The 22,579-nt window shown below is 71.2% G+C and carries 23 protein-coding genes; 8 read left to right on the top strand and 15 right to left on the bottom strand.

What is annotated here, in order from left to right:
* On the bottom strand, positions 1-223 hold a 223-nt coding region (locus U4Z64_RS36180), incomplete at its 3' end, for a hypothetical protein (protein ID WP_321822538.1).
* 55 nt (positions 224-278) lie between these two features.
* Between U4Z64_RS36180 and phbB the strand changes: the two genes are divergently transcribed.
* Positions 279-1,022 (top strand): acetoacetyl-CoA reductase, encoded by a 744-nt coding sequence (phbB, locus tag U4Z64_RS36175; RefSeq protein WP_044847445.1) that lies wholly within the window; start codon positions 279-281, stop codon positions 1,020-1,022.
* Positions 1,023-1,220: 198 nt separating this feature from the next.
* A complete protein-coding gene (locus U4Z64_RS36170; RefSeq protein WP_044847444.1) occupies positions 1,221-1,421 on the top strand; it encodes a hypothetical protein in 201 nt (66 codons plus the stop codon).
* Between the two features lie 80 nt (positions 1,422-1,501).
* On the opposite strand, the gene U4Z64_RS36165 is transcribed toward U4Z64_RS36170, so the two are convergent.
* The 10 genes from U4Z64_RS36165 to U4Z64_RS36120 all read right to left on the bottom strand — a co-directional run bounded on the left by U4Z64_RS36165 (position 1,502) and on the right by U4Z64_RS36120 (position 11,924).
* On the bottom strand, positions 1,502-1,819 hold the full coding sequence (locus U4Z64_RS36165; RefSeq protein WP_044847443.1) for a hypothetical protein: 318 nt from the start codon (positions 1,817-1,819) through the stop codon (positions 1,502-1,504).
* Positions 1,816-2,352 (bottom strand): hotdog family protein, encoded by a 537-nt coding sequence (locus U4Z64_RS36160; protein WP_321822537.1) that lies wholly within the window; start codon positions 2,350-2,352, stop codon positions 1,816-1,818. Before U4Z64_RS36160 ends, U4Z64_RS36165 begins: the two co-directional genes overlap by 4 nt.
* Positions 2,349-3,167, bottom strand: a complete 819-nt coding sequence (locus tag U4Z64_RS36155) for a beta-ketoacyl synthase chain length factor (RefSeq protein WP_321822536.1) — start codon at positions 3,165-3,167, stop codon at positions 2,349-2,351. Before U4Z64_RS36155 ends, U4Z64_RS36160 begins: the two co-directional genes overlap by 4 nt.
* Positions 3,164-4,387 carry a beta-ketoacyl-[acyl-carrier-protein] synthase family protein gene (locus U4Z64_RS36150; RefSeq protein ID WP_321822535.1) on the bottom strand — a complete coding sequence of 408 codons (1,224 nt, stop codon included), beginning with the start codon at positions 4,385-4,387 and terminating at the stop codon, positions 3,164-3,166. The genes U4Z64_RS36155 and U4Z64_RS36150 overlap by 4 nt, the downstream gene beginning before the upstream one ends.
* Before the next feature lie 63 nt (positions 4,388-4,450).
* Positions 4,451-5,344: a polysaccharide deacetylase family protein gene (locus U4Z64_RS36145; RefSeq protein ID WP_321822534.1), complete on the bottom strand. Its 894-nt coding sequence runs from the start codon at positions 5,342-5,344 to the stop codon at positions 4,451-4,453.
* A complete protein-coding gene (locus U4Z64_RS36140; protein ID WP_321822533.1) occupies positions 5,341-7,824 on the bottom strand; it encodes an MMPL family transporter in 2,484 nt (827 codons plus the stop codon). Before U4Z64_RS36140 ends, U4Z64_RS36145 begins: the two co-directional genes overlap by 4 nt.
* Positions 7,824-8,477, bottom strand: a complete 654-nt coding sequence (locus U4Z64_RS36135; protein ID WP_321822532.1) for an outer membrane lipoprotein carrier protein LolA — start codon at positions 8,475-8,477, stop codon at positions 7,824-7,826. Before U4Z64_RS36135 ends, U4Z64_RS36140 begins: the two co-directional genes overlap by 1 nt.
* Positions 8,474-9,448, bottom strand: coding sequence for an acyl-CoA synthetase (locus U4Z64_RS36130; RefSeq protein WP_321822531.1), 975 nt, complete (start codon positions 9,446-9,448; stop codon positions 8,474-8,476). The genes U4Z64_RS36135 and U4Z64_RS36130 overlap by 4 nt, the downstream gene beginning before the upstream one ends.
* Positions 9,445-11,214: an AMP-binding protein gene (locus U4Z64_RS36125; RefSeq protein WP_321822530.1), complete on the bottom strand. Its 1,770-nt coding sequence runs from the start codon at positions 11,212-11,214 to the stop codon at positions 9,445-9,447. Before U4Z64_RS36125 ends, U4Z64_RS36130 begins: the two co-directional genes overlap by 4 nt.
* A gap of 65 nt (positions 11,215-11,279) precedes the next feature.
* The gene (locus tag U4Z64_RS36120) at positions 11,280-11,924 is read right to left on the bottom strand and encodes a hypothetical protein (protein WP_321822529.1); all 645 of its coding nucleotides are present in this window, start codon (positions 11,922-11,924) and stop codon (positions 11,280-11,282) included.
* A gap of 577 nt (positions 11,925-12,501) precedes the next feature.
* Between U4Z64_RS36120 and U4Z64_RS36115 the strand changes: the two genes are divergently transcribed.
* The 5 genes from U4Z64_RS36115 to U4Z64_RS36095 all read left to right on the top strand — a co-directional run bounded on the left by U4Z64_RS36115 (position 12,502) and on the right by U4Z64_RS36095 (position 16,840).
* A complete protein-coding gene (locus tag U4Z64_RS36115) occupies positions 12,502-12,786 on the top strand; it encodes a phosphopantetheine-binding protein (protein WP_014896047.1) in 285 nt (94 codons plus the stop codon).
* Positions 12,787-12,901: 115 nt separating this feature from the next.
* A complete protein-coding gene (fabG, locus tag U4Z64_RS36110; RefSeq protein ID WP_321822528.1) occupies positions 12,902-13,618 on the top strand; it encodes a 3-oxoacyl-ACP reductase FabG in 717 nt (238 codons plus the stop codon).
* A 97-nt stretch (positions 13,619-13,715) separates the two neighbouring features.
* The gene (locus U4Z64_RS36105) at positions 13,716-14,996 is read left to right on the top strand and encodes an endoribonuclease L-PSP (protein ID WP_321822527.1); all 1,281 of its coding nucleotides are present in this window, start codon (positions 13,716-13,718) and stop codon (positions 14,994-14,996) included.
* A gap of 125 nt (positions 14,997-15,121) precedes the next feature.
* On the top strand, positions 15,122-15,928 hold the full coding sequence (locus tag U4Z64_RS36100) for a glycosyltransferase family 2 protein (RefSeq protein WP_321822526.1): 807 nt from the start codon (positions 15,122-15,124) through the stop codon (positions 15,926-15,928).
* A gap of 150 nt (positions 15,929-16,078) precedes the next feature.
* A complete protein-coding gene (locus U4Z64_RS36095) occupies positions 16,079-16,840 on the top strand; it encodes a M48 family metalloprotease (RefSeq protein ID WP_321809307.1) in 762 nt (253 codons plus the stop codon).
* Between the two features lie 146 nt (positions 16,841-16,986).
* Here U4Z64_RS36095 and U4Z64_RS36090 read toward each other — a convergent pair whose 3' ends face one another.
* Genes U4Z64_RS36090 through U4Z64_RS36075 form a run of 4 tightly spaced genes read right to left on the bottom strand, consistent with a single transcriptional unit; the run spans position 16,987 to position 21,691 of the window.
* Positions 16,987-18,687, bottom strand: a complete 1,701-nt coding sequence (locus U4Z64_RS36090) for a lactate permease LctP family transporter (RefSeq protein WP_321822525.1) — start codon at positions 18,685-18,687, stop codon at positions 16,987-16,989.
* 51 nt (positions 18,688-18,738) lie between these two features.
* Positions 18,739-20,184, bottom strand: coding sequence for a LutB/LldF family L-lactate oxidation iron-sulfur protein (locus U4Z64_RS36085; protein WP_124522775.1), 1,446 nt, complete (start codon positions 20,182-20,184; stop codon positions 18,739-18,741).
* The gene (locus tag U4Z64_RS36080) at positions 20,181-20,894 is read right to left on the bottom strand and encodes a lactate utilization protein C (protein ID WP_321822524.1); all 714 of its coding nucleotides are present in this window, start codon (positions 20,892-20,894) and stop codon (positions 20,181-20,183) included. Before U4Z64_RS36080 ends, U4Z64_RS36085 begins: the two co-directional genes overlap by 4 nt.
* Positions 20,891-21,691 (bottom strand): (Fe-S)-binding protein, encoded by an 801-nt coding sequence (locus U4Z64_RS36075; RefSeq protein WP_124488589.1) that lies wholly within the window; start codon positions 21,689-21,691, stop codon positions 20,891-20,893. Before U4Z64_RS36075 ends, U4Z64_RS36080 begins: the two co-directional genes overlap by 4 nt.
* Before the next feature lie 134 nt (positions 21,692-21,825).
* On the opposite strand from U4Z64_RS36075, the gene U4Z64_RS36070 reads away from it, so the two are divergent.
* Positions 21,826-22,542: a FadR/GntR family transcriptional regulator gene (locus tag U4Z64_RS36070; protein WP_044848593.1), complete on the top strand. Its 717-nt coding sequence runs from the start codon at positions 21,826-21,828 to the stop codon at positions 22,540-22,542.
* Positions 22,543-22,579 lie beyond the last annotated feature (37 nt).

Below are 22,579 nucleotides of genomic sequence, written 5' to 3'. Positions count from 1 at the left end.
GCTGGCGTCGCTGTGCATCGGCGGCGGGATGGGCGTCGCGCTCGCGGTCGAGCGCGGTTGAACACTGTCTGACGATAGTGCACGCGTGCGGCGCCGGCCAGCGCCGCACACAGATGCAGCAAACTTCGCGCGCAACAAGCTGCCAATAACAAGCGTGATGTTCCGGTGCGCGCCACGTCCGCCCTGCGGGCGCCAGCGCATCGCAGCGGCGGGGCGGCAGCATGTGCCATGCCGTCGCCCCGCACCTTCGACTACTTTTCTTGTCGGTAACTCATAGGATGACTAAGCGAATTGCAGTTGTGACGGGTGGGATGGGCGGTCTCGGTGAAGCGATCAGCATCCGGTTGAACGATGCGGGCTACCAGGTCGTCGTCACGTATTCGCCGAACAACACCGGCGCCGATCGCTGGCTGACCGAGATGCACGCGGCCGGTCGCGAATTCCACGCGTATCCGGTGGACGTGGCCGATTACGATTCGTGCCAGCAATGCGTCGAGAAAATCGTCCGGGACGTCGGCCCGGTCGACATCCTGGTGAACAACGCGGGCATCACGCGCGACATGACGCTGCGCAAGCTCGACAAGGTCAACTGGGATGCGGTGATCCGCACCAACCTCGATTCCGTGTTCAACATGACGAAGCCGGTCTGCGACGGCATGGTCGAGCGCGGCTGGGGACGCATCGTCAACATCGCGTCGGTCAACGGCTCGAAGGGCTCGGTCGGCCAGACCAACTACGCGGCCGCGAAGGCCGGCATGCACGGTTTCACGAAATCGCTCGCGCTCGAGACCGCGCGCAAGGGCGTGACGGTGAACACGGTGTCGCCGGGCTACCTCGCGACGAAGATGGTGACGGCGATCCCGCAGGACATCCTCGATACCAAGATCCTTCCGCAGATTCCGGCGGGACGGCTCGGGAAACCCGAGGAAGTCGCGGCGCTGGTCGCCTATCTGTGCTCGGAAGAGGCCGGTTTCGTGACGGGCTCCAACATCGCGATCAACGGCGGCCAGCACATGCATTGACGCGCGGCGGCCCGGGCGGCGTTCGCGCGCGCGTCCGGGCCGTGCTCCCGCTGTATCCAGTGCCGGGGCGGCGCGCACGCGCGCGGTGACGGAACACGGACGCAGGTTCGCCGCGCATGCGGCGGGCCGGGTGCGCCCGCGCGCCGGCTACCGCGTCACGGCACGCACGCCGCACCGGCCTCGCATTCCGGAGGAGGCATGGGTGACACCTGGATGGGACTCGCGATCGGCGGCTCGGCACTGGCCGTCGCGCTGACGATGGCGATCGCGCTTCACTGGCTCGAGCGGCGCCGCGCGCGGCTGCTGCGCAACTTCGATCATCGCGATTGCTGGCTGGTCGCGTACGGCAAGTGCTTCGCGCGCGGGCCGGCGCGTCGCACGCGCGGCGGCGCGCGCTGACGGCGGCGGTGCTGCACCGCCGCGTTCACGCGTCGTGCCGCGTCCCGCGCATCCGTCTGCGGTGCGCGGGACGTTCGCACTCAATCGCTGTTTCGCGCGCCTTCGCCTGAATCGTTCTTGTGGAAGATCCGCTTCGTCGTGCGCTTGGTGGCATCCCAGCCTTCGCGCGACGCGTGCGCGATGCCGTGGCCGACCGTCTTCGCGGCGCTCGCGGTCGCGTGGCCGAAACTGCGCGCGGCCTCGCCGGTCTTGTGCGCGGCTTCCTTCGAATCGCGCTTGATGTCCTGCTTCACTTCCGACATGTCCGCGTGCGCGATCGGGCTGATCAGCGCGAGAACGAACGCGGTGCAAATGAACTGACGTGCTTTCACGGCCTGGTTTCCTTGGGGCTGGTTCATCGAGGGTCCGCGCGGCCCGCGGGCGGCGCAACGCGCACGCCGGTTGCCGATGCATCGAGCATTACCGCGGCGCGGCCGCCGAGCAACACGCGCTCGCCGCAGCGCAGCGTGAAGCCGTACAGCACGGAGCGGTCGTCGCCGCCGATGCGTTCGGCGTCGACGATCAGCGGCAGCTCGAACGTGTCGAGCCGGTCGACGAACGCGTCGACGTTGCGCACGCTCGCAAGATAGCCGGCGCGCGGCCGCGCGGGTTCCGCCTGCGCCTGCTGCGCACCGAGCAGCGCGCCGTGCACGGCCATCGCCTGTGCCGCATATTCGATCCCGCAGACCGACGCGAGCCGGCCGCGCGAGCGCAGCGGGTTGTGCGGGTCGCGGTGGCTCGTCGCGCTGCAGCGGATGCGCGCGGCGTCCCACGCTTCGACCCGATCGAGCAAGCACATCGTACCGTCGTGCGGAATGTGCGCGGCGATCCATGCGCGATCGAGCGTGGCCGGCGCCGGCGCAGGCATCGGCGTCGAAACGGGCGTCGTCATCGCGCGTGCCTCGCCGCGGCATTCGGCAGTGCGATATCGACCTGCACGCGCGTATCTTCCAGATAGTCGAGCACGACGCACGCCGCGCGCCGCGCCGCGAGCGCGTCGAGCAGCGGCAGCGCGCGCGCGGCCGGATTGCCGGTGCGCAGCGCGTCGAGTTCGGGGTTCGCGAGCGTCGTCGCCGGCGCGTCGGTGAGCCGCACGTCGATGCGCGCGAGCGTGCGTTCGCTCGCGTCGGGCGCGAGCACGAGCGCGACGCCGAATGCGTCGACGATCGGCCGCACCGCGTGCAGCGGCTCCGGATAGTCGGTGTCGTAGGCGATCAGCAGACTCGGCACGCGATCGACCATGACCTGGCATACGCTCTCGAGCAGGCCCGCGGCGAAGCTGCCGTCGTGCGCGCACAGCACGTTCGACGTCGCCATCGCGCGGGTCGCGATGCTCCAGTAGCCGGCCGGCGCGTTGTGCACGGAGTTGTGAAAGCGCGTGGGCGACAGGTGGCGATCGTCGCCGGCGAGGGTCTCGCAGATCGCGTGGCAGTTCTGGCCATCGCCGCCGGACGCGCTGAACACGGTCGCGAGCGTGGCCGCATCGCGCCCGCTCGCGGCTGCCGCTTCGAGGCCGACCGCGAGCGCGACGCGCACGACGGGGCCGGTGCGGCGGCGTTCCGCCGGTGGCAGGCCGGCAGGCGGCGGCAGCACGGTGCGCGCGCTCGCATAGGCCGCGCGGCCCGCGAGCACGTCGGCCGCGTGCGGCCAGTCGTTCAGTCCCGGCCCGACGAGGCCGACACTTTCGATGAAGGCGGTGACGGTCATGTCGGCTCCCGGCGGCTCGCATGCCCGGCGCGGCCGAGGATCAGGCTGCAGTTCGTGCCGCCGAAGCCGAACGAATTCGACAGGACCGCACGCACGCGCGCATCGCGGCTCGCGAGCGCGTAGTCGGCGGCCAGCCCCGGGTCGGGTTGCGTCGTGTTGACGCCGGCCGGCACGAACTGTTCGCGCAGCGCCAGCGCGGCGACGACCGCTTCGAGGGCGCCGGCCGCCCCGAGCGTGTGACCGGTCGCGCCCTTCGTCGAACTGCACGGCGTGCGCGCGAGCAGCGCGCCCACCGCGCGGCTTTCGGCGGCATCGTTGCTGGGCGTCGCGGTGCCGTGCAGGTTCACGTAGTCGATGTCGCTTGCAGCGAGGCCGGCCGACGCGAGCGCCTGTTCGATCGCGATGCGCGCGCCGAGCCCTTCCGGATGCGGCGACGACATGTGATGCGCATCGCTCGATTCGCCGATGCCGAGCAGCAGGATCGCGTCGCCGTCGAGCGCGGCGGGCGCGTCGGGCACGCGTTCGAGCAGCGCGAACGCCGCCGCTTCGCCGATCGAGATGCCGTCGCGGGCGACGTCGAACGGGCGGCACGGCCGGCGCGACAGCAGTTCGAGCGAATTGAAGCCGTACAGCGTCGTCAGGCACAGCGAATCGACGCCGCCGACGACGGCCGCATCGATCAGCCCCGCTTCGATCATCCGGCGCGCGGAGCCGAACACCTTCGCGCCGGACGAGCACGCCGACGAGATCGCCATTGCCGGTCCGCGCAGCGCGAAATACGCGCGCACGAACGCAGCCGGCGAATACGGGTTGTGCGTGTGCGCGTAGCGGAATCCGGCGGGCAGTGCGCCGCTGGCCGGATCGCGCTGCTCGTACGCGCGCTCGGTCTCGAGGATGCCGGACGTGCTCGTGCCGACGAACACGCCGACGCGCGCGGCGCCGTGGCGCGACACGGCCGCCGCGACGCGCGCGTCGAAGCCGTCCTGGACGAGGCCGAGTTGCGCGAGGCGGTTGTTGCGGCAGTCGAAGTCGGCGAGATCCGCGCGCACGGGCTGCGCATCGACGCCGTCCACGGCGCCGATCCAGGTGTCGAGATCGGCGCGTTCGAAGTCGCACGGCGTGAGCCCGCCGCGCGCGTGGCGCAGCGCGTCGACGGTCGCGTCGAGGCCGCGGCCGATGCAGCTGGTGGCGGTGAAGTGCGAGAGCAGGAGAGGTTTCACGAGGGTCGTATCCGGTGGCCGGAACGGGCGCCGCAGCGGGGCTGGCGGGCGCGCCGGGCGTGGTCAGATTTTATCAAACGGGGAGGCCGGCGTGCCCGGCCCGGTGGGCGGATCGGACGGTTCGGGCGCGAGCGCGGCGCGCAGCGTGGTCCAGTGCAACTGCGCATCGGCGGCCGCGTGCAGCAGCGCGGGCAGCACGTCGAGCACGACCGGTTCGCCACGCGCGTCGCGCGCCGCGTGGCCGTCGTGCACGAGCAGGATGTCGCGCGCAGCCAGGCCGTTCAACAGGCGGTGCGTGACGGTATCCGCATCGCGCGCGCGGGTGTCGAAGCCACGGCGCGTCCAGCTGGCGAGCTGCAGGCCGAACTCGCACAGCACCGGCTCGAGAAACGGATTGCGCAGGCCGGCCGGCGCGCGGAAGAAGCGCGGGCGCGTGCCGGCGATCTCGGTCAGCGTCTGCTGCGCGGCCGCGATTTCACGGCGCAGCGCGGCGGGCCCCGACAGCGAGAACGTATGCCGGTGCCGCTGGCTGTGGTTCTCGACCGCGTGGCCGCGCGCGACGATCGCTTCGATCCACTGCGGATGGCGGCGCGCGAGATCGCCGATGCAGAAGAACGTCGCGCGCGCGTCGTGGCGATCGAGCAGGTCGAGCACGCGCGGCGTGACGTCGGGGTCCGGGCCGTCGTCGATCGTCAGCGCGATCCGGCGGCCGGCGCCGGCCGGCAGGCGCGTCCAGTTCGGCCCGAGCAGCGCGCTGCGCGGCCACAGGCCGGCGGCGGTCAGCGCGAGGTGCGACGCGACCACGCCACCGGCGGCCCACGGCCATGCGGCCGGTTGCGCGACGACGGCCGCGAGCGCGCCCGCGTGCAGCGCGGCCGTGCCCGCGATCAGCGGCGTCGGTTTCCAGCGGCGCGCATCGCCGGGCTGGCGAGGCGGAACGGACGACGGCGCGTTCATGCGCGACCTCCTGTCGGCTCACGATGAAGGCTGCCAGCGGCCGCCGCCGCCGCGCGCGGCGCGAGAATCGCGGCGAACGCGAGCGCGAGCATCGCGCCGGGGCCGACGGTCAGCCCGAAGGTTTCGAGCAGCGGCACCCGCGACAGCGCGAGCAGGCCGAAGCCGGCGACCGTCGCGAGGTTCGCGATCAGCAGCGACACGAGCGTGTGCGGCGTGACCGGTTGCGCGTCGTCGCGCTTGCAGAAGAACAGCGCATAGTTCGAGCCGACCGCGACGATCAGCAGCATCCCGACGAGGTGCAGGATCGTCAGCGGCACGCCGGCGAGTGCGAAGCCGGCCGTCACCACCAGCACGGCCGCGACCAGCGGCGCGAGCGCGCGTACGACGCGGCGCGGCGAGCGCAGCGCGATCAGCAGCAGCACGGCGATCGCCGCGAAACCCGCGAGCGACAGCCGGATGTCCTCGTGCACGTAGTTCACGTACAGGCGGTCGGCCTCGGCCTTCATGTCGACGAACAGCGCGTCGGGCACGCCGGCGCGCGCGACGGCCGCGCGAATCGGCGCAGCATCGAGCGCCGGAGCGGCCGGACCGGTGCGTGCGACGTCCGGCGCGCGCAGCGGCAGCATCGCGCGCCAGCGGCCCGCGCGCTCGGTCAGCAGCGCGTCGACGGCGAGCGCCATCGACGTGCCGCGCAGGTCCGCGCGCGTGAGCAGCGGCGCGTGGCGTGCGGCCTCGACATCGGCGATGAACGGGGCGAACAGCTCGGGCCTGACCGGGATCGGCTGGTTCGCGACGGCCGCGCGCATGCGTGCGGCAAGCGTGTCGGCGTCCGGCAGGCTCGCCTGGCGCGCGCGCTGCGCGGCGTCGCTCGGCAGGTAGCGCGCGGGACTTTCGAAGCCCGCGAGCGCGCCGCGCTCGACGAGCGGCTGCAATTGCGCGGCGACCCGTTCCGCGCGTTCGAGCGCGGCCTGTTCGGTCGGCGCGGAAATCACGACGAGATAGCGCACGTCCGGCGCGCCGAGATCGGCGCGCAGGCGTGCGTCGAGTGCCTGCGCGCGAGCGGGCACGGGGCTCAGTGCCGCAAGCTCGCGGCTCCACAGGCCGTCGCGATGCAGCATGAGCGTCGCGCACGCGGCGAGCACGAGCGCGGCGAGCGGCCAGCGCAGCCGCGGCGCGGCAGCGGCCGCCCGCGCGAGCACCGAGCCGACGCGCGACACGTCGCGAATCGCGACGTGCTCGCCGCGCAGGTGCGGCAGCACGAAGCGCGTGACGAGCGCGGCGGCCGTCAGCCCGGCGATCGAGTAGAGCCCGAGCTGCACGAGGCCCGGAAAACCGGAGAACAGCATCGACGCGAAGCCGCACACGGACGTCAGCACGCCGAGCCGGATCGTCGGCCAATAAGCGGCGATCCATGCCCGCGTCGCGTCGGCGGGCCGCGTGGTGCCGCGCGCGCCGGCCTGCGCCGATTGCACGAACAGGTAGATCGAATAGTCGACGGCTTCGCCGATCAGCGTCGTGCCGAAGCCGAGCGTCAGCCCGTGGACCGTGCCGAACGCAATGCTGACCGCCGCGATGCCGGCGGCGATGCCCGTCAGCACCGGCAGCAGCCCCAGCGCGAGCGTGCGCGGCGAGCGGTACAGCGTCAGCAGCAGCGCGACGATCAGCACGACGCTCGCCGTCGACAGCCGCTCGACGTCGTGCCGGATCGTGTCGCGCGTGTCGACCGAGAACACGCCTGGGCCGGTCATCGCGAGCGTGTACGCGGCCGGGTTCGGCAGCGCCTGCGTCGCGGCGGAGAACGCGCGGCGCACCGCGTCGATCGCGCGTGCCTGCGCATCGGTGTCGGAGCCGGGCGCGGCCGTCTGCACGACGAGCACCGCGCGCGTGCCGTCGCGCGACGCCCATACGCCGTCGCGGCTGGCGGGCTGCGCGCCGCTGTCGAGCTGATCGACGAGCGCCGTCACTTCGCCGGTCGGGTCGCGCGGCAGCAGCGCCTTCGCGACGAGGCCCGCTGACGAACTCAGCAGGTCGAGGCTGTCGCCGAGCGCCTGGTGCAGGCCGTCCGCGCTGAAGCGCTGCGGCGCGACGGCCGGGCTCAGCAGGTAGCGATGGTCGAACACGAACTGCCGGTCGTGTGTGTCGTCGACGGCTTCGCCGTTGTTGATCGAGGAGAATTGCCGGTCGGCGCGCAGCGTGCCGGCGACGCGCCGCGACAGCGCGGCACGCGTGGCCGCATCGCCGCCGTCGATCGCGACGAGGATCAGCCGCGACACGATGCCGTCGCGCAGTTGATCGACGAGCACGCGCTGCCCCGCGCTCGGTGCGCGCGGCAGGAACGCGGACAGGTCGGCCGTGAAGTTCGCGCGGGCGATCGCGATTCCGCATGCGACGAGCGCGAGCAGCCACACGAGCACCGCGCGTTGCCGCCACGCGGGCAGGCGGTGCGTGACGGGGGCGGGCGGCCGGGTGCGATCGTCCATCAGTTCGCCGGGACGGGTTGCAGGCGCATCGTCGAACGGTCGCCGTCGGCCTGCCGGATCGCGACGCTGCGCAACACGTCGCGCGAGCCTTCGAGCGTGATCGTGCTGACGACCTTCAGCATCCGCGAGTCGAGCGGCGTGAGCGTCAGCGTCCAGTCGTCGCCGCGACCGGCGAGCGCGACCTTGTAGACCTGCTCGAGCGCATAGCGGTTGCCGGCGAGCGTCGCGCGGATGCTGTCGATGAACGCGCCGAGCTCCGGATAGCGCGCGAGCGCGAGCGTGTACTTGCGGCTGTTGCGCTCGACGGTGAGCATGTCGCCGTCGACCACGAGATGTTCGGGCTTCGGGTTCAGCGTGTGCTTCTCGAGATGGTCGGGTGCGACGAACACGAGCTCGCCCGACGATTCGAGCGGCTGCGTGGTGATCGACAGCGTCTTCGTCTCGGTGAACGTCGCGCGCCCCGACTTGTGCTGCGCGAGCGTCGACATCAGCCGGTCGAGGGTCCATGCCGAACCGGTGTCGGCCGCGTGCGCGGGCAGGGCGAGCGCGACGGCGGCCGTGACGGCGAACGTGCGTGCTGCTCGGCGCAGCGCGCGGTGCGGCAGCGGGAACATCGGCAGCGACATCGGCGGAAAGCGGCGAACGGCGGTCATGCGTCGGAATCCCTCGTGGCGGACAGGCCGGCGCACGCGTGCGCCGCGTCGCGGCGCGCGGCGGCCGTGCCGGTCTGCCAGAAATCGAAATAGTTGAACCAGTTGTACGGCGCCGCGCGACAGTACTGGTCGAGCAGCGCGACGTAGCGCGCGAGCGCCGCGTCGACGGCCGCCGCGCGTGTGTCGCGGCGCACGTCGGAAAAATCGGCGAGCGTCTCGAAGTGCACATCGTAGCGGTTGCCGTCGCGATAGAGGCCCGTCATGAACAGCACCGGACGCCGCAGCATCGCGGCCATGTACAGCGGCCCGAGCGGGAATGCCGCAGGCGCGCCGAGCAGCGGCAGCCACCGCAGCGACGCGGTCGCGTCGTCGAGCAGCGTGCGGTCGGCGAGCATCCCGACCATGCAGTTCGCGTCGAGGCGTTCGCGCACCTTCAGCATCGAGTCGACCTGCCCGAGCGGAATCACTTCCGGCTTCGCGGCCGGGTTGACGGCGGCGAGCGTCGCGTTGATCTTGCGCGCGTTCTCTTCGAACATCGTGACGACGACGCGCAGGTCCGGGCGCGTGCGGCCGATCGCGCGCACGACTTCGAAGCTGCCGAGATGCGCGCCCATCAGGAATGCGCCGCGCCCGCCCGCGAGCGCGGCGTCGACCCGCGTTTCGCCGTGCAGCCGGATGTCGAACAGGTCGAAGCGGCCGTTCATCAGGTAGACGCGGTCGTGGATCGTCGCCGCGAACGTGAACACGTGCCGGTACACGTCGCGCCAGCGCGCGGGACGGCCGAGCACGCGGCGCAGGTAGTCGCGCGACGCGGCGCACGCGACCGGCGAGAACAGCACGAAATAAGTCGCGACGGCATGCAGCACGATGCGCGACGGCCGACGGCCGAAACGCAGCGAGATCCAGGTCATCGCGCGCAGCAACCCGGCGTTGCTGCGTTCCTGGCGCTCGGCCCATGCGGTGCGCTTCATGGCTGCGCGCCGTCCTGCGCGGCCGGCGGCGCGGACAGCACGCCGGTCGCGACGTCGCGCGCACCCGCGCGCAGCGTGAAGCGGATCGCGCCGCCGGCCGCAGCATCGAACGCGAGGTCGAGCGCCTCGCCCGGCGCGACCGGGCTCAGGAATTTCGCGGAAGCCAGCCGCCACGTATCGAGCGGGCGATTCAGCAATGCGCCGAGTGCGGCGATCGCGTGATCGAGCAGCACGACGCCCGGCACGATCGGACGACCGGGGAAATGGCCGGGCAGCGCCGGATGATCGGCGGGAATCGTGAACGCGAGCGGCGCGTCGGGCGCGTCCGTCGCGGCGCGCTCGCGCACGTCGGCCCCGGCGGCGCGCGTGTGCCGTGCGACGAGCGCGGCGAGCACGTCGCGCGGCAGCTTGCCCGTTTCGTTGCGCGGCAATGCGTCGACGAACACGAGCGGGCGCGGCATGAACGCCGGATCGATCCGTTCGCGCAGCGCGCGCTGCAGGTCGGCCGCGGCGAGCGTCGGCGCGACCACGAGCGCGACGAGGCGCGTGACCGGTTCGCGGGTCGCATCGGCGTCGGCCGGTGCGATGTCGTCCGGCATGAAGAACACACCGTCGACGACGTCGGCAATCGCGTTCAGCTGATGGTTCAGGTAGGCGAGCGACGTGCGCTTGCCGGCGATGTTGACGAGGTCCGCCTTGCGGCCGTGCAGCAGGAACCGGCCGTCGCCGAGCAGCTCGAGCGCGTCGCCCATCGGCACCGGGGTTTCGACGTGTCCGCCCGACACCCACACGGTCGGGCCGCTGTCGTCGCCGGCGGCATCGTGGTCCGACGCGTCGTGCGCCGCGCGCGCGTCGAGCCGGATGTCCGGGAACGGTTGCCACGCGGCGCCCTGCGACGTGCGGCGCGTCGCGATCTGGCCGGTTTCGGTGCTGCCGTAGATTTCGACGAGCGGCGCCTCGAGCGCGGCCTCGGCTTCGCACGCGAGTTTTTCCGACAGCGGCGCGGTGGCCGACAGCACGAGCGCGGCCTGCGGCAGCGCATCGCCGGCCGACAGCAGCGCGCGCAGGTGGATCGGCGACGTGACGAGCACGCGCGGCTGCGGGATCGCGGCGAGTTCGTCGCGAATGTCGACCGGGTAGAACGGCTGGCGGTTGCTGAACGCGAGGCCGCCGATCAGCGCGAGCAGCACCGTCGATTCGAAGCCGTACATGTGCTGCGCGGGCACGGTGCCGATCAGCGTGGCCGCGCGGCCGTCGAGCAGGCCGAGGCGCTCGGCCGCCGCGCGCACGCAGCCGACCAGGAAGCCCCAGGTCTTGCGGTGCGGCACCGGCGCGCCGGTCGAGCCGGACGTGAACACGTACGCCATGATCCGCGACGCATCGATCTGCGGCACCACGCACGGTGCGTCGTCGGGGAGTTCGCCAGGTAGGGCGTCCGGATACGCGAAGCGCGGCAGGTCGATCATGCAGTCCGGCGCGTCGTGCAGGCAGAACGCGTCCGGTGCGAACGACGCGAGCTGGCGCACCATCTCCGGCGTGTGCGTCGACGGCAGCAGGCTGATCCTGCCGGTGACGAGCGCCGCGCACAGGCTGACCGCGAAGCGGTAGCGGTCGCGGCACACGTTGAACACGTGGCGGCCGGCGGGCAATGCGGCGGCCACGCGCGCGACGTCGGCGACGAACGTGCGGACGGTGACGGGCGTGCCGTCGCGCCAGGCGATCGTCTGGTCCGGCGAGGAATGGAATACCAGCGGGTGAGTCGGCATAAATCGGTCAAAGCGGAAGGCAGTCACCGGCGCGGCCGCGATGCGGCGCCGCGCCGGCCATGAATTCATCGTGACGGCTGCGTCGACGCGCGGTACGCGCGCACCGCGTCGACCATCCGCGGCCGCGCGTCGTGCGGCAGCGCGAAGCGCCGGCACGCATGCTCGGCGGCGAACATCACGGCGACGAGCGGCAGCGACAGGTAGTTCGCGAATGTCGACCACGCGACGATCGGCGCGGTCGCGAACAGCAGCGTCGACACGGCGGCGATCGCAACGAAGAACAGCGTCCATGCGAGCGTGATGTGCCGCGTGTAGCGCGCGACGGCCGGCGTGATCGTGCCGTGGATCAGCGTCGCGAAGCGCGTGCACAGGGGCACCTGGCCGGCCGCGAGGGTGCGGCCGAACAGCAGCGCCATCGCGAGGTTGAAGCTCGCGTGCTCCAGATACAGGCCCCATTCGAAATGGCGCGCGAGCGGGATGCGCATGGCCCACAGCGCGACGGCGGCCAGCAGCCATGCCGGCACGAGCCAGGCGCGCCGCGGCGAGCGCAGTGCCGCGCCGAGCGCGAGCAGCAGTGGCGGCACGAGCGCCATCGCGAGGCCGAAGCCGTGCGCGCCGGGCGTCGCGGCCGCGTAGTGCGCGCCGATCTGGTACGCCGCCACCGCGGCGACCGCGCCGGCGCCGCGTGCGATGCCGAGCGGCGTGCTCATCGCGGCGCTCCGGGCGCGCGGCGCGGGTGCGCGTTGCCGCCGGCTGCCGCGGCACGGCGGCAAACGGACGGACAAACTAGCGGACAAACCGGAGCGAGGGGAGCGGACGGGCGCGGCATGGTTGCTGGAAACATCGGGCGGATCGGGGCCGGACGCGTGCGTCGGGCCGGCAAACATCATATGAATGGCGGCCGGGACGCTAGTCCGGGCCGGCTGTCGTGCACGCACATTTTAGGGCCGCGGCGCGGCGGTTCGAGGCAGGTGCAGCCGGGTTTTGTAACCGAATGTATGGCAGCGCACTGAAGCTTTTGCGGCGACGATCCATTTCCATCCGAAGCGGCTCAAGCGTCTGCTGCGATCGGGTCCCGAAACCGGCCGCGGCGGGGGCCCTTCAGTCTGTAACCATTCCCCGTATACGTGCCGATACCCATCGTCTAGAATCCGCGTAACTTTTACAAACGATCCCCAATAACGCAGGCGGGGAAGCCGGCAGACGCCGGAGGGACGGAGATTCGCGCGCCTCGCACCGCGCCGGGCGTGCACGACGGTTGCCGTTTTCCGGGCGCCTCCCGCTGCCATGGGCCGCCTGCCCGCAAGCATGATGAACGCACTGGAACAAGAGCTCGCCACGCTGATCATCGGCGAACTGAATCTCGAAGACGTCCCGCTCGAAACGGTGACGGCCGGGACCCCGCTGTACGGCGAGGGCTTCGGGCTCGACTCCATCGACATCCTGGAAATCGCGCTGCTGATCTCGAAGAAGTACGGCTTCGAGCTGCGCTCGGACAATCCGGACAACCAGAAGATCTTCGCGACGCTCGGCGCGCTTGCCGCGTATGTCGCCGCGCATCGCACGAAGTGACGGCGGCGCGCGCGGGCGCGACGCGGCACGCAGAGGATGACGGCACGCGGCGGCGGTGGCTGGATGCACCGCCGCCGCGTCGATCGAGGAGGAACGCGATGAACGGAGCAATTCGATGCGGGCGCTCGTAACGGGCGGCAGCGGCGCACTCGGGCAGGCGATCTGCACGACGCTCGCGCAGGCCGGCCACGAAGTCTGGGTACACGCGAACCGGAATCTCGCGCAGGCGCAAGCCGTCGCGCAGCAGATCGTCGCGGCCGGCGGCACTGCGCATGCGATCGCATTCGACGTGACCGACGCGGATGCGACGCTCGCCGCGCTCGCACCGTTCGTCGACGACGCGCCGGTGCAGATCCTCGTCAACAACGCGGGCATTCACGACGACGCGCCGATGGCCGGCATGTCGCGCCGGCAATGGCACAGCGTGATCGACGTGACGCTCAACGGTTTTTTCAACGTGACGCAACCGCTCCTGCTGCCGATGATCCGCACGCGGCGCGGCCGGATCGTCAACATCGCGTCGGTCGCCGGCGTGACCGGCAACCGCGGACAGGTCAACTACGCGGCCGCGAAGGCGGGGCTGATCGGCGCGACGAAGTCGCTGTCGCTGGAACTCGCGTCGCGCGGCATTACCGTGAACGCGGTCGCGCCCGGCATCATCGAGTCGCCGATGGCGGAACATGCGTTTCCCGCCGAACGGATCAAGCAGCTCGTGCCCGCGCAGCGCGCCGGCCGGCCCGACGAAGTCGCGGCGATGGTCGCGTATCTGGTATCCGATGCGGCCGCCTATGTGACGGGGCAAGTGCTGTCCGTCAACGGCGGCCTCGCATGACGACGCGCGCGGCGTCGGCTTGACGCGAAGCAACGGCGCGCAACGCGGCGCGTGGCCACGATGCCGCGAGCCCGCGCCGCATAGTGAGGAAATCGAAGTGTCAGTGCACCCTGTCGACGCCGAACGGCGAGCGTGTTCCCCGTCGTCCGCCACCAGCGCGGTCGCACGCGGACCCATGGCGGCCACGTCCACCGCGAACGGCGGCAATCGTGCGTTGCGGCTCGTCCAGATCGATCAGGCACGGCTGGCTGCGCTGCTGCACGATGCGCAGCAGCGGGGCGACGCATTCGACCGCGTGTTTCCGGGTGCGCTGGGCGCGGTCTGCATCGGCGCGGCCGGGTCGCCGGCCGATGCGATGGCGCGCGTGCTCGCCGCCGCCGCGCCCGACCTGCCGCTCGCACCGGTGCAGATGGCGCTGCTCGATGCCGGCAGCCATGCATGCGCCGATGCGGTCTGCGAAATCTGGCAGTGCGACGCGCGCGACCTGCGCAGCGAGCGACGCGGCGCGCTGCAGTACCGCTACAGCGCAACGGCGGGGCTCGCGTTCGGCAGCATCGTCGTGCAGGAAGTGCAGCCAGCGCATGAAGTTCAGGAATCGGCCGATGCGGATCGCGACGGCGGCACGCCGCTCGAGCGCGCGACCTACGACGCGTACCGCGCGCTGTTCGACGTGCTCGATACGCTCGGCATCCCGCATCCGCTGCGGATCTGGAACACCGTGCCGGCGATCAACGTGCAGCAGTTCGGGATCGAACGCTATCGTCAGTTCAATATCGGCAGGCAGCGCGCGTTCGACGCGTGCCGCCGCGCGCTGACGGACGGTGTGCCGGCCGCCTGCGCGCTCGGTTCGGTCGTGCCGGTCGCGGGCGACACGCCGCCGGCCGCGCCGCTCGCGATCCATTTCATCGCGAGCCGTGCGCCGGCCGATCCGGTCGAGAACCCGCGCCAGGTCAGCGCGTATCACTACCCGGCCGAGTACGGCCCGCGCGCGCCGACGTTCGCGCGCGCGGCCGCATGGCCCGGCGCCGCTGCCGCGCCGCTGCTGTTCGTGTCGGGCACCGCCAGCATCGTCGGGCATCGCACCGTGCATCACGGCGACGTCGTCGCGCAAACGCGCGAGACGATCGCGAACCTGGCCGCCGTGCTCGAGCAGGCCGCGCGGCAGGGGCACGGCCCGTTCACGCTCGCCGACCTGAGCTACCGCGTCTACGTGCGCGACGCCGGCGATGCCGCGGCGCTCGCCGCGATCGAACGCGCGTTGCGCGATGCGGCCGGCCCCGGCGTGCGGCCGCTGTTCGTCCATGCGGACGTGTGCCGCGACGATCTGCTGGTCGAGATCGAGGCGAGCGCCGGCCATCCGCTGGAGCACCTGTCGTGAAGCGCGCGGGCCTGTCGCTGCGCGAACCGTCGCCGCACGCGGGCGGCGTCGACGAAGCCTGTCGGCCGTCGCCTGCAGGTCATAAACTTTTGTCAGGATCCTCGTCTTCGCAATCGGCCGTTCCCATGTCCACGCTGCAGGCCTCGTCCACCCATCTCGTACTGATTCCGAGCTACAACCCGGGCGTCAAGGTCGACACGACCGTGCGCAACGCCCGCGCGCAGTGGAATCCGGTGTGGGTCGTCGTCGACGGCAGCACCGACGGCAGCGCCGAGCGCCTGCAGGCGATGGCCGAGCGCGACCCCGGGCTGCGCGTGATCGTGCTGCCGGCGAACCGCGGCAAGGGCGCCGCGGTGCTGGCCGGGCTCGACGCGGCGGCCGCGAGCGGCTTCACGCACGTGCTGACGATGGATTCCGACGGCCAGCATCCGGCCGACCTGATTCCCGAATTCATGGCCGCGTCGCAGGCGGCGCCGGATGCGATGGTGCTGGGCCTGCCGAAGTTCGACGCGAGCGCGCCGCAGCTGCGCGTGCAGGGCCGGCGGCTGTCGAACGGATGGGCCGACCTCGAGACGCTGTGGGCCGGGATCGGCGATTCGCTGTACGGCTTTCGCGTGTACCCGGTCGCGCCGCTCGCCGCGATCATGCATCGCCAGCCGTGGATGCGCGGCTTCGACTTCGATCCGGAAGCCGCCGTGCGGCTGTGCTGGGCCGGGGTGCGGCCGATCCGCATCGAAGCGCCGGTGCGCTACTTCGGCGCGCACGAGGGCGGCGTGTCGCATTTCCACTACGGCCGCGACAACGCGCTGCTCGCGTGGATGCACCTGCGGCTGTTCGCCGGTTTCGTGGTGCGGCTGCCGATGCTGGTCGCGCGCCGGCTGACGCGCCGGTCGCGTTCCGCGTTCAGCCGGTCGTCCGGCCGCGGCGATTGATGGCGCGATTGTCATCAATCGACTGAGCAATCGCGTCGTTCATTCCGTATTTGTCAGTAATCAAGCTGTCATTCGATGTAAACATCTGGTAATTTTCTGCCGGATTATGCAAAATCGCCGCTCCCAAATACAACTACCGAGGGATCCGGGATGCATATCAAGAAAGCGGCGGCCGCGTGCGGCATGGTTTTCCTGTTGAGCGCATGCGGTGGCGTGCAGAGTCTCGACGCGAACAGCCTGACGTCGGCGGGGACCAACCTGGTCAAGGCGGCGACGCTGTCGGACAGCGACATCGCGGCACTGTCGAACGACTCGTGCAAGGCGAGCGACGCCGAATCGAAGATCGCCGCGCCGAACAGCGCGTACGCGAAGCGCCTGACGAAGGTGATGAAGGGCTTCGGCGACATGACGCTGAACGGCCAGAAGATCAACTACAAGGTCTACATGACCAAGGACGTCAACGCGTGGGCGATGGGCAACGGCTGCGTGCGCGTGTACAGCGGCCTGATGGACATGATGAACGACGACGAGCTGCGCGGCGTGATCGGCCATGAAATGGGCCACGTCGCGCTGGGTCACTCGAAGAAGGCGATGCAGACTGCCTACGCGGTCAGCGCGGCACGCACGGCGGCCGGCGCGGCATCGCCGGGCGTCGCGGCCCTGACGAGCTCGCAGCTCGGCGACATCACCGAGAAGTTCATCAACGCGCAGTTCTCGCAGACGCAGGAAAGCGCGGCCGACGACTACTCGTTCGACCTGATGAAGCAGAAGAACATGAACCAGAAGGGCCTCGTCACCGCGTTCCAGAAGCTCGCGCAGCTCGATGGCGGCAAGAGCTCGATGATGAGCTCGCACCCGTCGTCGACGAGCCGTGCGCAGCACATCCAGGATCGCATCGCGAAGGGCAGCTGAGCGCCGCCTGATGGCGCCGGCCTCGTCCGGCGCCCGGGATGAACGAAACCCCACGCTCTTGCGGGCGTGGGGTTTTTGTTTTCCGGGGAAGCGGAAACGGCCGGAAAGCGGCCGGAAATCCGCCGGAAAGCGGCCGCGCCGCGTGCTTACGGCACCATCCCCGGCAGCAGGTACGCCTGCACGAGCGTGATCAGGCCGACGATCACAGCGAACAGCAGGCTGTGGCGCACGGTGAAGCGGAACAGCTCCGATTCCTTGCCGACCAGCCCCGTTGCCGCGCATGCCACCGCGATCGACTGCGGCGAGATCATCTTCGCGGTCACGCCGCCCGTCGTGTTCGCGGCGACCGCGAGCGTCTCGGGCACGCCGAGCTGGTGCGCGGTCGCTTGCTGCAGCGAGCAGAACAGCGCGTTCGACGACGTGTCCGAGCCGGTCAGGAACACGCCGAGCCAGCCGAGGAACGGCGAGAAGAACGGAAACGCGGCGCCGGTCGCGGCGAGCATCAGCGCGAGCGTCGACGACATCCCCGAGTAGTTCGCGACGAACGCGAACGCGAGCACGAGGCCGATCGACAGGATCGGGCGCGTGAGCTCCTTCAGCGTTTCGCCGAACGTGACGAGCGCGTCGCGCGGTTTCATCCGCAGCAGCGCCATCGAGATCAGCGCGGTCACGAGGATCGCGCTGCCCACCGCCGACACGAGATCGAGCTTCAGCACCGCGTCGAGCGCCTTCGGCGTCGCGGCGATCGGCGCGGTCTTCACGACGAGCTGGTCGAGCCCGGCTACGTGGAACTTGAGGACGGTCGACGCGAGCGCGCCGTGCGCGGCGAACAGCGCCTTGAACGGCGCGATGCTCCACACGGTGACGACGGCCGTCAGGATCAGGAACGGCGACCACGCGCGCACGGTCTGCGCGAGCGAGTACGGCGACGCCTGGCGGCTCGCGCCCGCACCGTTGCCGCCCGCCCCGAACCCCGCGAGCGCCGCGCCGCCGCCGGACGCGACGAGGCCGCCGGCCGTCTGCTTCGCGCTGCCCGGTTGCCAGACCTTCAGGAACGCGGCGAGCGAGACGAGGCTGACGAGCGACGACGTGATGTCCGGCAGCTCGGGCCCGATATGGTTCGACGTGAAGTACTGCGTGATCGCGAAGCTGCCGCCGGCGACGAGCGCGGCCGGCCAGGTCTGCCGTACGCCGCGCAGCCCGTCCATCATGAACACGAGCCAGAACGGCACCGCGAGCGACAGCAGCGGCAGCTGGCGGCCGGCCATCGCGCCGATGTGGAACGCGTCGATGCCGGTCACCTGTCCGGCGACGATGATCGGGATGCCCATCGCGCCGAACGCGACCGGCGCGGTGTTTGCAATCAGACACAATCCTGCCGCGTGCAGCGGCTTGAAGCCGAGGCCGACGAGCAGCGCGGCCGTGATCGCGACGGGCGCGCCGAAGCCGGCGGCGCCTTCGAGGAACGCGCCGAACGAGAAGCCGATCAGCAGCATCTGCAGCCGCTGGTCGTCGGTGATCGACAGCACCGACGCGCGGATGATCTCGAACTGGCCGGTCTTCACGACGATCTTGTACAGGAACACCGCCGCGACGATGATCCACGCGATCGGCCACAGGCCGTACGCGAAGCCGAAGCCGGCTGCGGCGAGCGCCTGCGGCACGGGCATGCCGTACGCGAGGATCGCGACGCCGAGCGCCAGCAGCAGCGTGATCGCGGCGGCGACGTGCCCCTTCATCCGCAGTGCGGCGAGCGCGACGAAAAAGAAGATGATCGGGATCGCGGCGACGAACGCCGACAGCCCGAGGCTGCCGAGCGGGGTGTAGATCTGATGCCAAACCTGCATGGTTGTCTCCTCCATGGATTTCTATCGGTACGGGTTTGAAAGCGGGGTGGTCTATTCGGGCTGGCCGCGTGCGCGCAGCAGGTCGGACAGGCTGCGCGGCGCCGGCTCGAGCGGCGTGCGATGCTGGGTCCAGCCCATCTGCTTCGCGGGCGTCAGCGCGCGCAGCCGCGTCGCGCTCCAGCGGAACGCGCGATACGCGCGCGGATGCGCGAACGCGCCGGACCAGAAGCGCCACACGAGGTCTTCCGCGCGGTTGTAGTTCGCGCCCTGGCCGCGCAGCGGATGCGCGACGGGTTCGTCGGGCTTGCGGTTCGCCTCGGTGCGCAGCCGCACCAGCAGCTGCGGGATCGGAATCCGGACCGGGCACACCTCGCCGCACGCGCCGCACAGCGTCGATGCGGTCGGCAGGTCGGCCGTCGCGTCGAGGCCGAGCAGGTGCGGCGAGATGATCTTGCCGATCGGGCCCGGGTAGGTCGTGCCGTATGCGTGGCCGCCGATCCGCGTATAAACGGGGCAGTGGTTCATGCACGCGCCGCAGCGGATGCACTGCAGCGTCGCGCGCAGCTGCTCGTCGGCGTAGGCCTGCGTGCGGCCGTTGTCGAGCAGCACGAGATGCAGCTCGCGCGGGCCGTCGCGTTCGCCGTCGCGGCGCGGGCCCGAGATCAGGTTGAAGTAGGTCGTGATCGCCTGGCCGGTGGCCGAGCGCGTGAGCAGGCTCGACAGCGGCACGATGTGCTCGAGTTTCTCGACGACCTTCTCGATCCCCATGATCGCGACGTGCGTGTCGGGCACGGTGGTCGACAGCCGGCCGTTGCCCTCGTTCTCGACGAGCCACAGCGTGCCCGTGTCGGCCGCCGCGAAGTTCACGCCGGACAGGCCGATGTCGGCTTCCGCGAACGCGCGGCGCAGCGCGCGCCGGCCGGTCTGGATCAGCTCGTCGACGTCCTCCGTGTAACGCGTGCCCGGGATGTGTTCCTCGAACAGCTCGGCGATGTCGCCGCGCGTCTTGTGGATCGCCGGCATCACGATGTGCGACGGCTTTTCGCCCGCGAGCTGCACGATGAACTCGCCCATGTCGGACTCGATGCAGTCGACGCCGTGATCCGCGAGGTAATGGTTCAGCTCGATTTCCTCGCTCGCCATCGACTTGCCCTTGATCACGCGGCGCGCCTTCTTCGCCTGCGCGATGCCGAGCACGATCGCGTTCGCGTCGGCGGCCGTCTCGGCCCAGTGCACGTGCACGCCGGCCGCGGTGAGCTTCGCCTCCAGCCGCTCGAGCAGCGCGGGCAGTTGCGCGAGCGCGTGCTGGCGCACCGCTTCGCCGAGATCGCGCAGCTGCTGCAGCTCGGTGTCGTCGGGGAACTGGGTCGCGCGCTTGCCCTGCAGGAAATCCATCGCGCCGCGAAAGCTGCGGCGCAGCGCGGGATCGTCGAGCGCGGCGCGCGCGCGGGCCTTGAAGTCGCCGGGGGCGACGAATTGCAGCGGTTGGTCGCTCATCGCGGCAGGTCCTGGCAGGTGGTTGCGGTCGGTTCGGTGACGATCACGACCCAGAGGTTGCGCGGGCCGTGTGCGCCATACGCGAGGGTCTGCTGGATGTCGGAGGTCTTCGACGGGCCCGACACCAGCACGACGTTGGTCGGCATGCCGGCGTGCCAGCGCTCCTCGTGCGCGGCCGCGTGAAGGTCCGCGTGCAGCGTGTTCGCATGCACGAGCGCGACGTGCAGCGGCGGCACCAGCGACACCGTGCGCGGCGTGCCGGCATCGGGCGCGAGCACGACCGTGCCGGTCGCCGCGATGCCCGAGCGCGCGACCGTGAAGCCCGCGTCGATCGTGTCGAACAGCTCGGCTTTCCATGCGTCGATCGGCCGGTCGAACGGCACCGGCGCGACCGCGTCGGGCAGCGCCTGCGCGAGGGCCGCGGCTTCGGGGCGGGCCGGGTCGAGCAGCAGGCGGCGCACGCCGGCCTCGGCCAGACGCGCGGCCAGCTGCGCGGGCCATGCGTCGGCGGTGGCGCACCAGACTTCGGCGTGCGACGCGGCGAGCGCGGCCTGCATCGTCTGCGCGAGGGCATCCGGATCGGGCGCGACTGCCGCGCGCCGCGCCGCGTAATGCATGTCGATGCGCGCATCGAGCGCGGGTGCGGCGTTCACGGCGACGCCGGGGGCGGCGGCGCGCAGGCGCGCGAGGATGGCGTCGCGCGCGCTCATTGCGTGTCTCCGCGCAGCGAGCCGGCACCGGCCGTGCGGCGCCACAGGAAGCTCGCGAGATGCTCGACGGGCAGCGCGGCGCCGGCCTTGGCCGCAGCGTGGCCGATGTTCAGCAGGCAGCCGCAGTCCGCCGACACGAGCCGGTCGCAGCCCGTCGCGCAGGCCGATGCGACCTTGTCGCGCACCATCGCGCCGGAGATGTCGGGATGCTTCAGCGAGAACGTGCCGCCGAAGCCGCAGCATTCCGATTCGCGTTCATGTTCGATGCGCGTGACGCCCGGCAGCGCGTCGACGAGCGCGACGCCATGCACGCGCGTGCCCATCTCGCGGCGGGCCGCGCACGACGTGTGCAGCACGACGCGCTCGTCCGGGCCGGCGTTGGCGGTGACGGCGTCGAGCCGCACGTCGAGCACATGGACGAGGAATTCGGCGAGTTCGTAGGTGCGCTCCGCGATTGCGCGAGCCTTCGGGCCGTGCACGGGATCGTCGGCGAACAGGGCGGGCCAATGGTGCCGGATCATGCCCGCGCACGAGCCGGACGGCACGATCACGGGCCACGGCTCGGCGAACAGGTCGAGCTGCGCGGCCGCGACGCGGCGCGCTTCGTCCGGATTGCCGCTGCTGTAGGCCGGCTGCCCGCAGCAGCTCTGGCCGCGCGGATAGTGGACGGTCAGGCCTTCGCGTTCCAGCAGGCGGACCGCGTCGAGCCCGGCTTCGGGGACGAACAGGTCGACCAGGCAGGTCGCGAACAGATAGACGTGCGCGGGGGCGGCGGCGGGGTAGTGCCTTTCGTTCATGTCTCGCTCCAGGGGGGCCGGCCCGGCATGCGAATGCGGGACGACGATTTCGCTGCATAATTCCCGCGACGGCGCCGCAGCTCAAATTGGTTGGGCCAATCGGCGTGACGGGTATTCCGGATGGGGAGACGGCGATGGCGGCGATGACGGCACGGGGCCGGACCGAAGTGGTGATGCGCAAGATCGAGACGGCGCTGCTCGACGGCACGTGGCCGGCCGGCGCACGGCTGCCGGCCGAGCGCGTGCTCGCGCAGCAGTACGGCGTCGCGCGCAATACGGTGCGCGAGGCGACCCAGCGGCTCGTCGCGCGCGGGCTGCTGCAGAGCCGGCGCGGCGCGGGCGTCTACGTGACGGACCAGTTGCGCGCGGGCATCGCGTCGCCGTGGGGCCAGCTGGTTGCCGACCATCCGGCGCTGCGCGACGACATACTCGAGTTTCGCCGCGTGCTTGAAGGCGCGACCGCGTATTTCGCCGCGCTGCGCGCCGACGGGCACGACCGGCGCCGGATCCGCGCGCTGCTGCGCGAGCTCGAGACCGCGCACGCGAACGACGACGCGGCCCTCGAGGCGTCGGCCGACGCGAAGCTGCACGAGGCGATCGCGCTCGCGTCGCACAACACGATGTTCCTGCACCTGCACACGAGCGTGCTCGGGATGCTGCGCGAGCACATCTCGATCAACGTCGCGGGGATGACGACGCACGACGAGCAGGCATCGGAGTTGCTGCTGCAGCAGCACCGGGTGGTCTGCGACGCGATCTGCGCGCACCGGCCCGAGGAGGCGCGCACGGCGATGCAGACCCATATCGACTACGTGCGCAGCCACTTCGAGCGAAGCGACGACGCGCCGTAAGATTGGTTGGACCATGGGCGCGGCGGGTCCGCCTGGC

Source organism: Burkholderia sp. BCC1996 (assembly GCF_905339955.1).
Lineage (GTDB): Bacteria > Pseudomonadota > Gammaproteobacteria > Burkholderiales > Burkholderiaceae > Burkholderia.
The sequence above is the reverse complement of the archived record's forward strand: the minus strand, read 5'-3'. Positions and strand labels throughout refer to the sequence as shown.

Bases quoted from the DNA above. Each gene is read 5' to 3' on its own strand.
- phbB (WP_044847445.1), top strand. From the start codon at position 279: ATGACTAAGCGAATTGCAGTTGTGACGGGTGGGATGGGCGGTCTCGGT.
- U4Z64_RS36170 (WP_044847444.1), top strand. From the start codon at position 1,221: ATGGGTGACACCTGGATGGGACTCGCGATCGGCGGCTCGGCACTGGCC.
- U4Z64_RS36165 (WP_044847443.1), bottom strand. From the start codon at position 1,819: ATGAACCAGCCCCAAGGAAACCAGGCCGTGAAAGCACGTCAGTTCATT.
- U4Z64_RS36160 (WP_321822537.1), bottom strand. From the start codon at position 2,352: ATGACGACGCCCGTTTCGACGCCGATGCCTGCGCCGGCGCCGGCCACG.
- U4Z64_RS36155 (WP_321822536.1), bottom strand. From the start codon at position 3,167: ATGACCGTCACCGCCTTCATCGAAAGTGTCGGCCTCGTCGGGCCGGGA.
- U4Z64_RS36145 (WP_321822534.1), bottom strand. From the start codon at position 5,344: ATGAACGCGCCGTCGTCCGTTCCGCCTCGCCAGCCCGGCGATGCGCGC.
- U4Z64_RS36140 (WP_321822533.1), bottom strand. From the start codon at position 7,824: ATGGACGATCGCACCCGGCCGCCCGCCCCCGTCACGCACCGCCTGCCC.
- U4Z64_RS36135 (WP_321822532.1), bottom strand. From the start codon at position 8,477: ATGACCGCCGTTCGCCGCTTTCCGCCGATGTCGCTGCCGATGTTCCCG.
- U4Z64_RS36130 (WP_321822531.1), bottom strand. From the start codon at position 9,448: ATGAAGCGCACCGCATGGGCCGAGCGCCAGGAACGCAGCAACGCCGGG.
- U4Z64_RS36125 (WP_321822530.1), bottom strand. From the start codon at position 11,214: ATGCCGACTCACCCGCTGGTATTCCATTCCTCGCCGGACCAGACGATC.
- U4Z64_RS36120 (WP_321822529.1), bottom strand. From the start codon at position 11,924: ATGAGCACGCCGCTCGGCATCGCACGCGGCGCCGGCGCGGTCGCCGCG.
- U4Z64_RS36115 (WP_014896047.1), top strand. From the start codon at position 12,502: ATGGGCCGCCTGCCCGCAAGCATGATGAACGCACTGGAACAAGAGCTC.
- fabG (WP_321822528.1), top strand. From the start codon at position 12,902: ATGCGGGCGCTCGTAACGGGCGGCAGCGGCGCACTCGGGCAGGCGATC.
- U4Z64_RS36100 (WP_321822526.1), top strand. From the start codon at position 15,122: ATGTCCACGCTGCAGGCCTCGTCCACCCATCTCGTACTGATTCCGAGC.
- U4Z64_RS36095 (WP_321809307.1), top strand. From the start codon at position 16,079: ATGCATATCAAGAAAGCGGCGGCCGCGTGCGGCATGGTTTTCCTGTTG.
- U4Z64_RS36090 (WP_321822525.1), bottom strand. From the start codon at position 18,687: ATGCAGGTTTGGCATCAGATCTACACCCCGCTCGGCAGCCTCGGGCTG.
- U4Z64_RS36085 (WP_124522775.1), bottom strand. From the start codon at position 20,184: ATGAGCGACCAACCGCTGCAATTCGTCGCCCCCGGCGACTTCAAGGCC.
- U4Z64_RS36080 (WP_321822524.1), bottom strand. From the start codon at position 20,894: ATGAGCGCGCGCGACGCCATCCTCGCGCGCCTGCGCGCCGCCGCCCCC.
- U4Z64_RS36075 (WP_124488589.1), bottom strand. From the start codon at position 21,691: ATGAACGAAAGGCACTACCCCGCCGCCGCCCCCGCGCACGTCTATCTG.
- U4Z64_RS36070 (WP_044848593.1), top strand. From the start codon at position 21,826: ATGGCGGCGATGACGGCACGGGGCCGGACCGAAGTGGTGATGCGCAAG.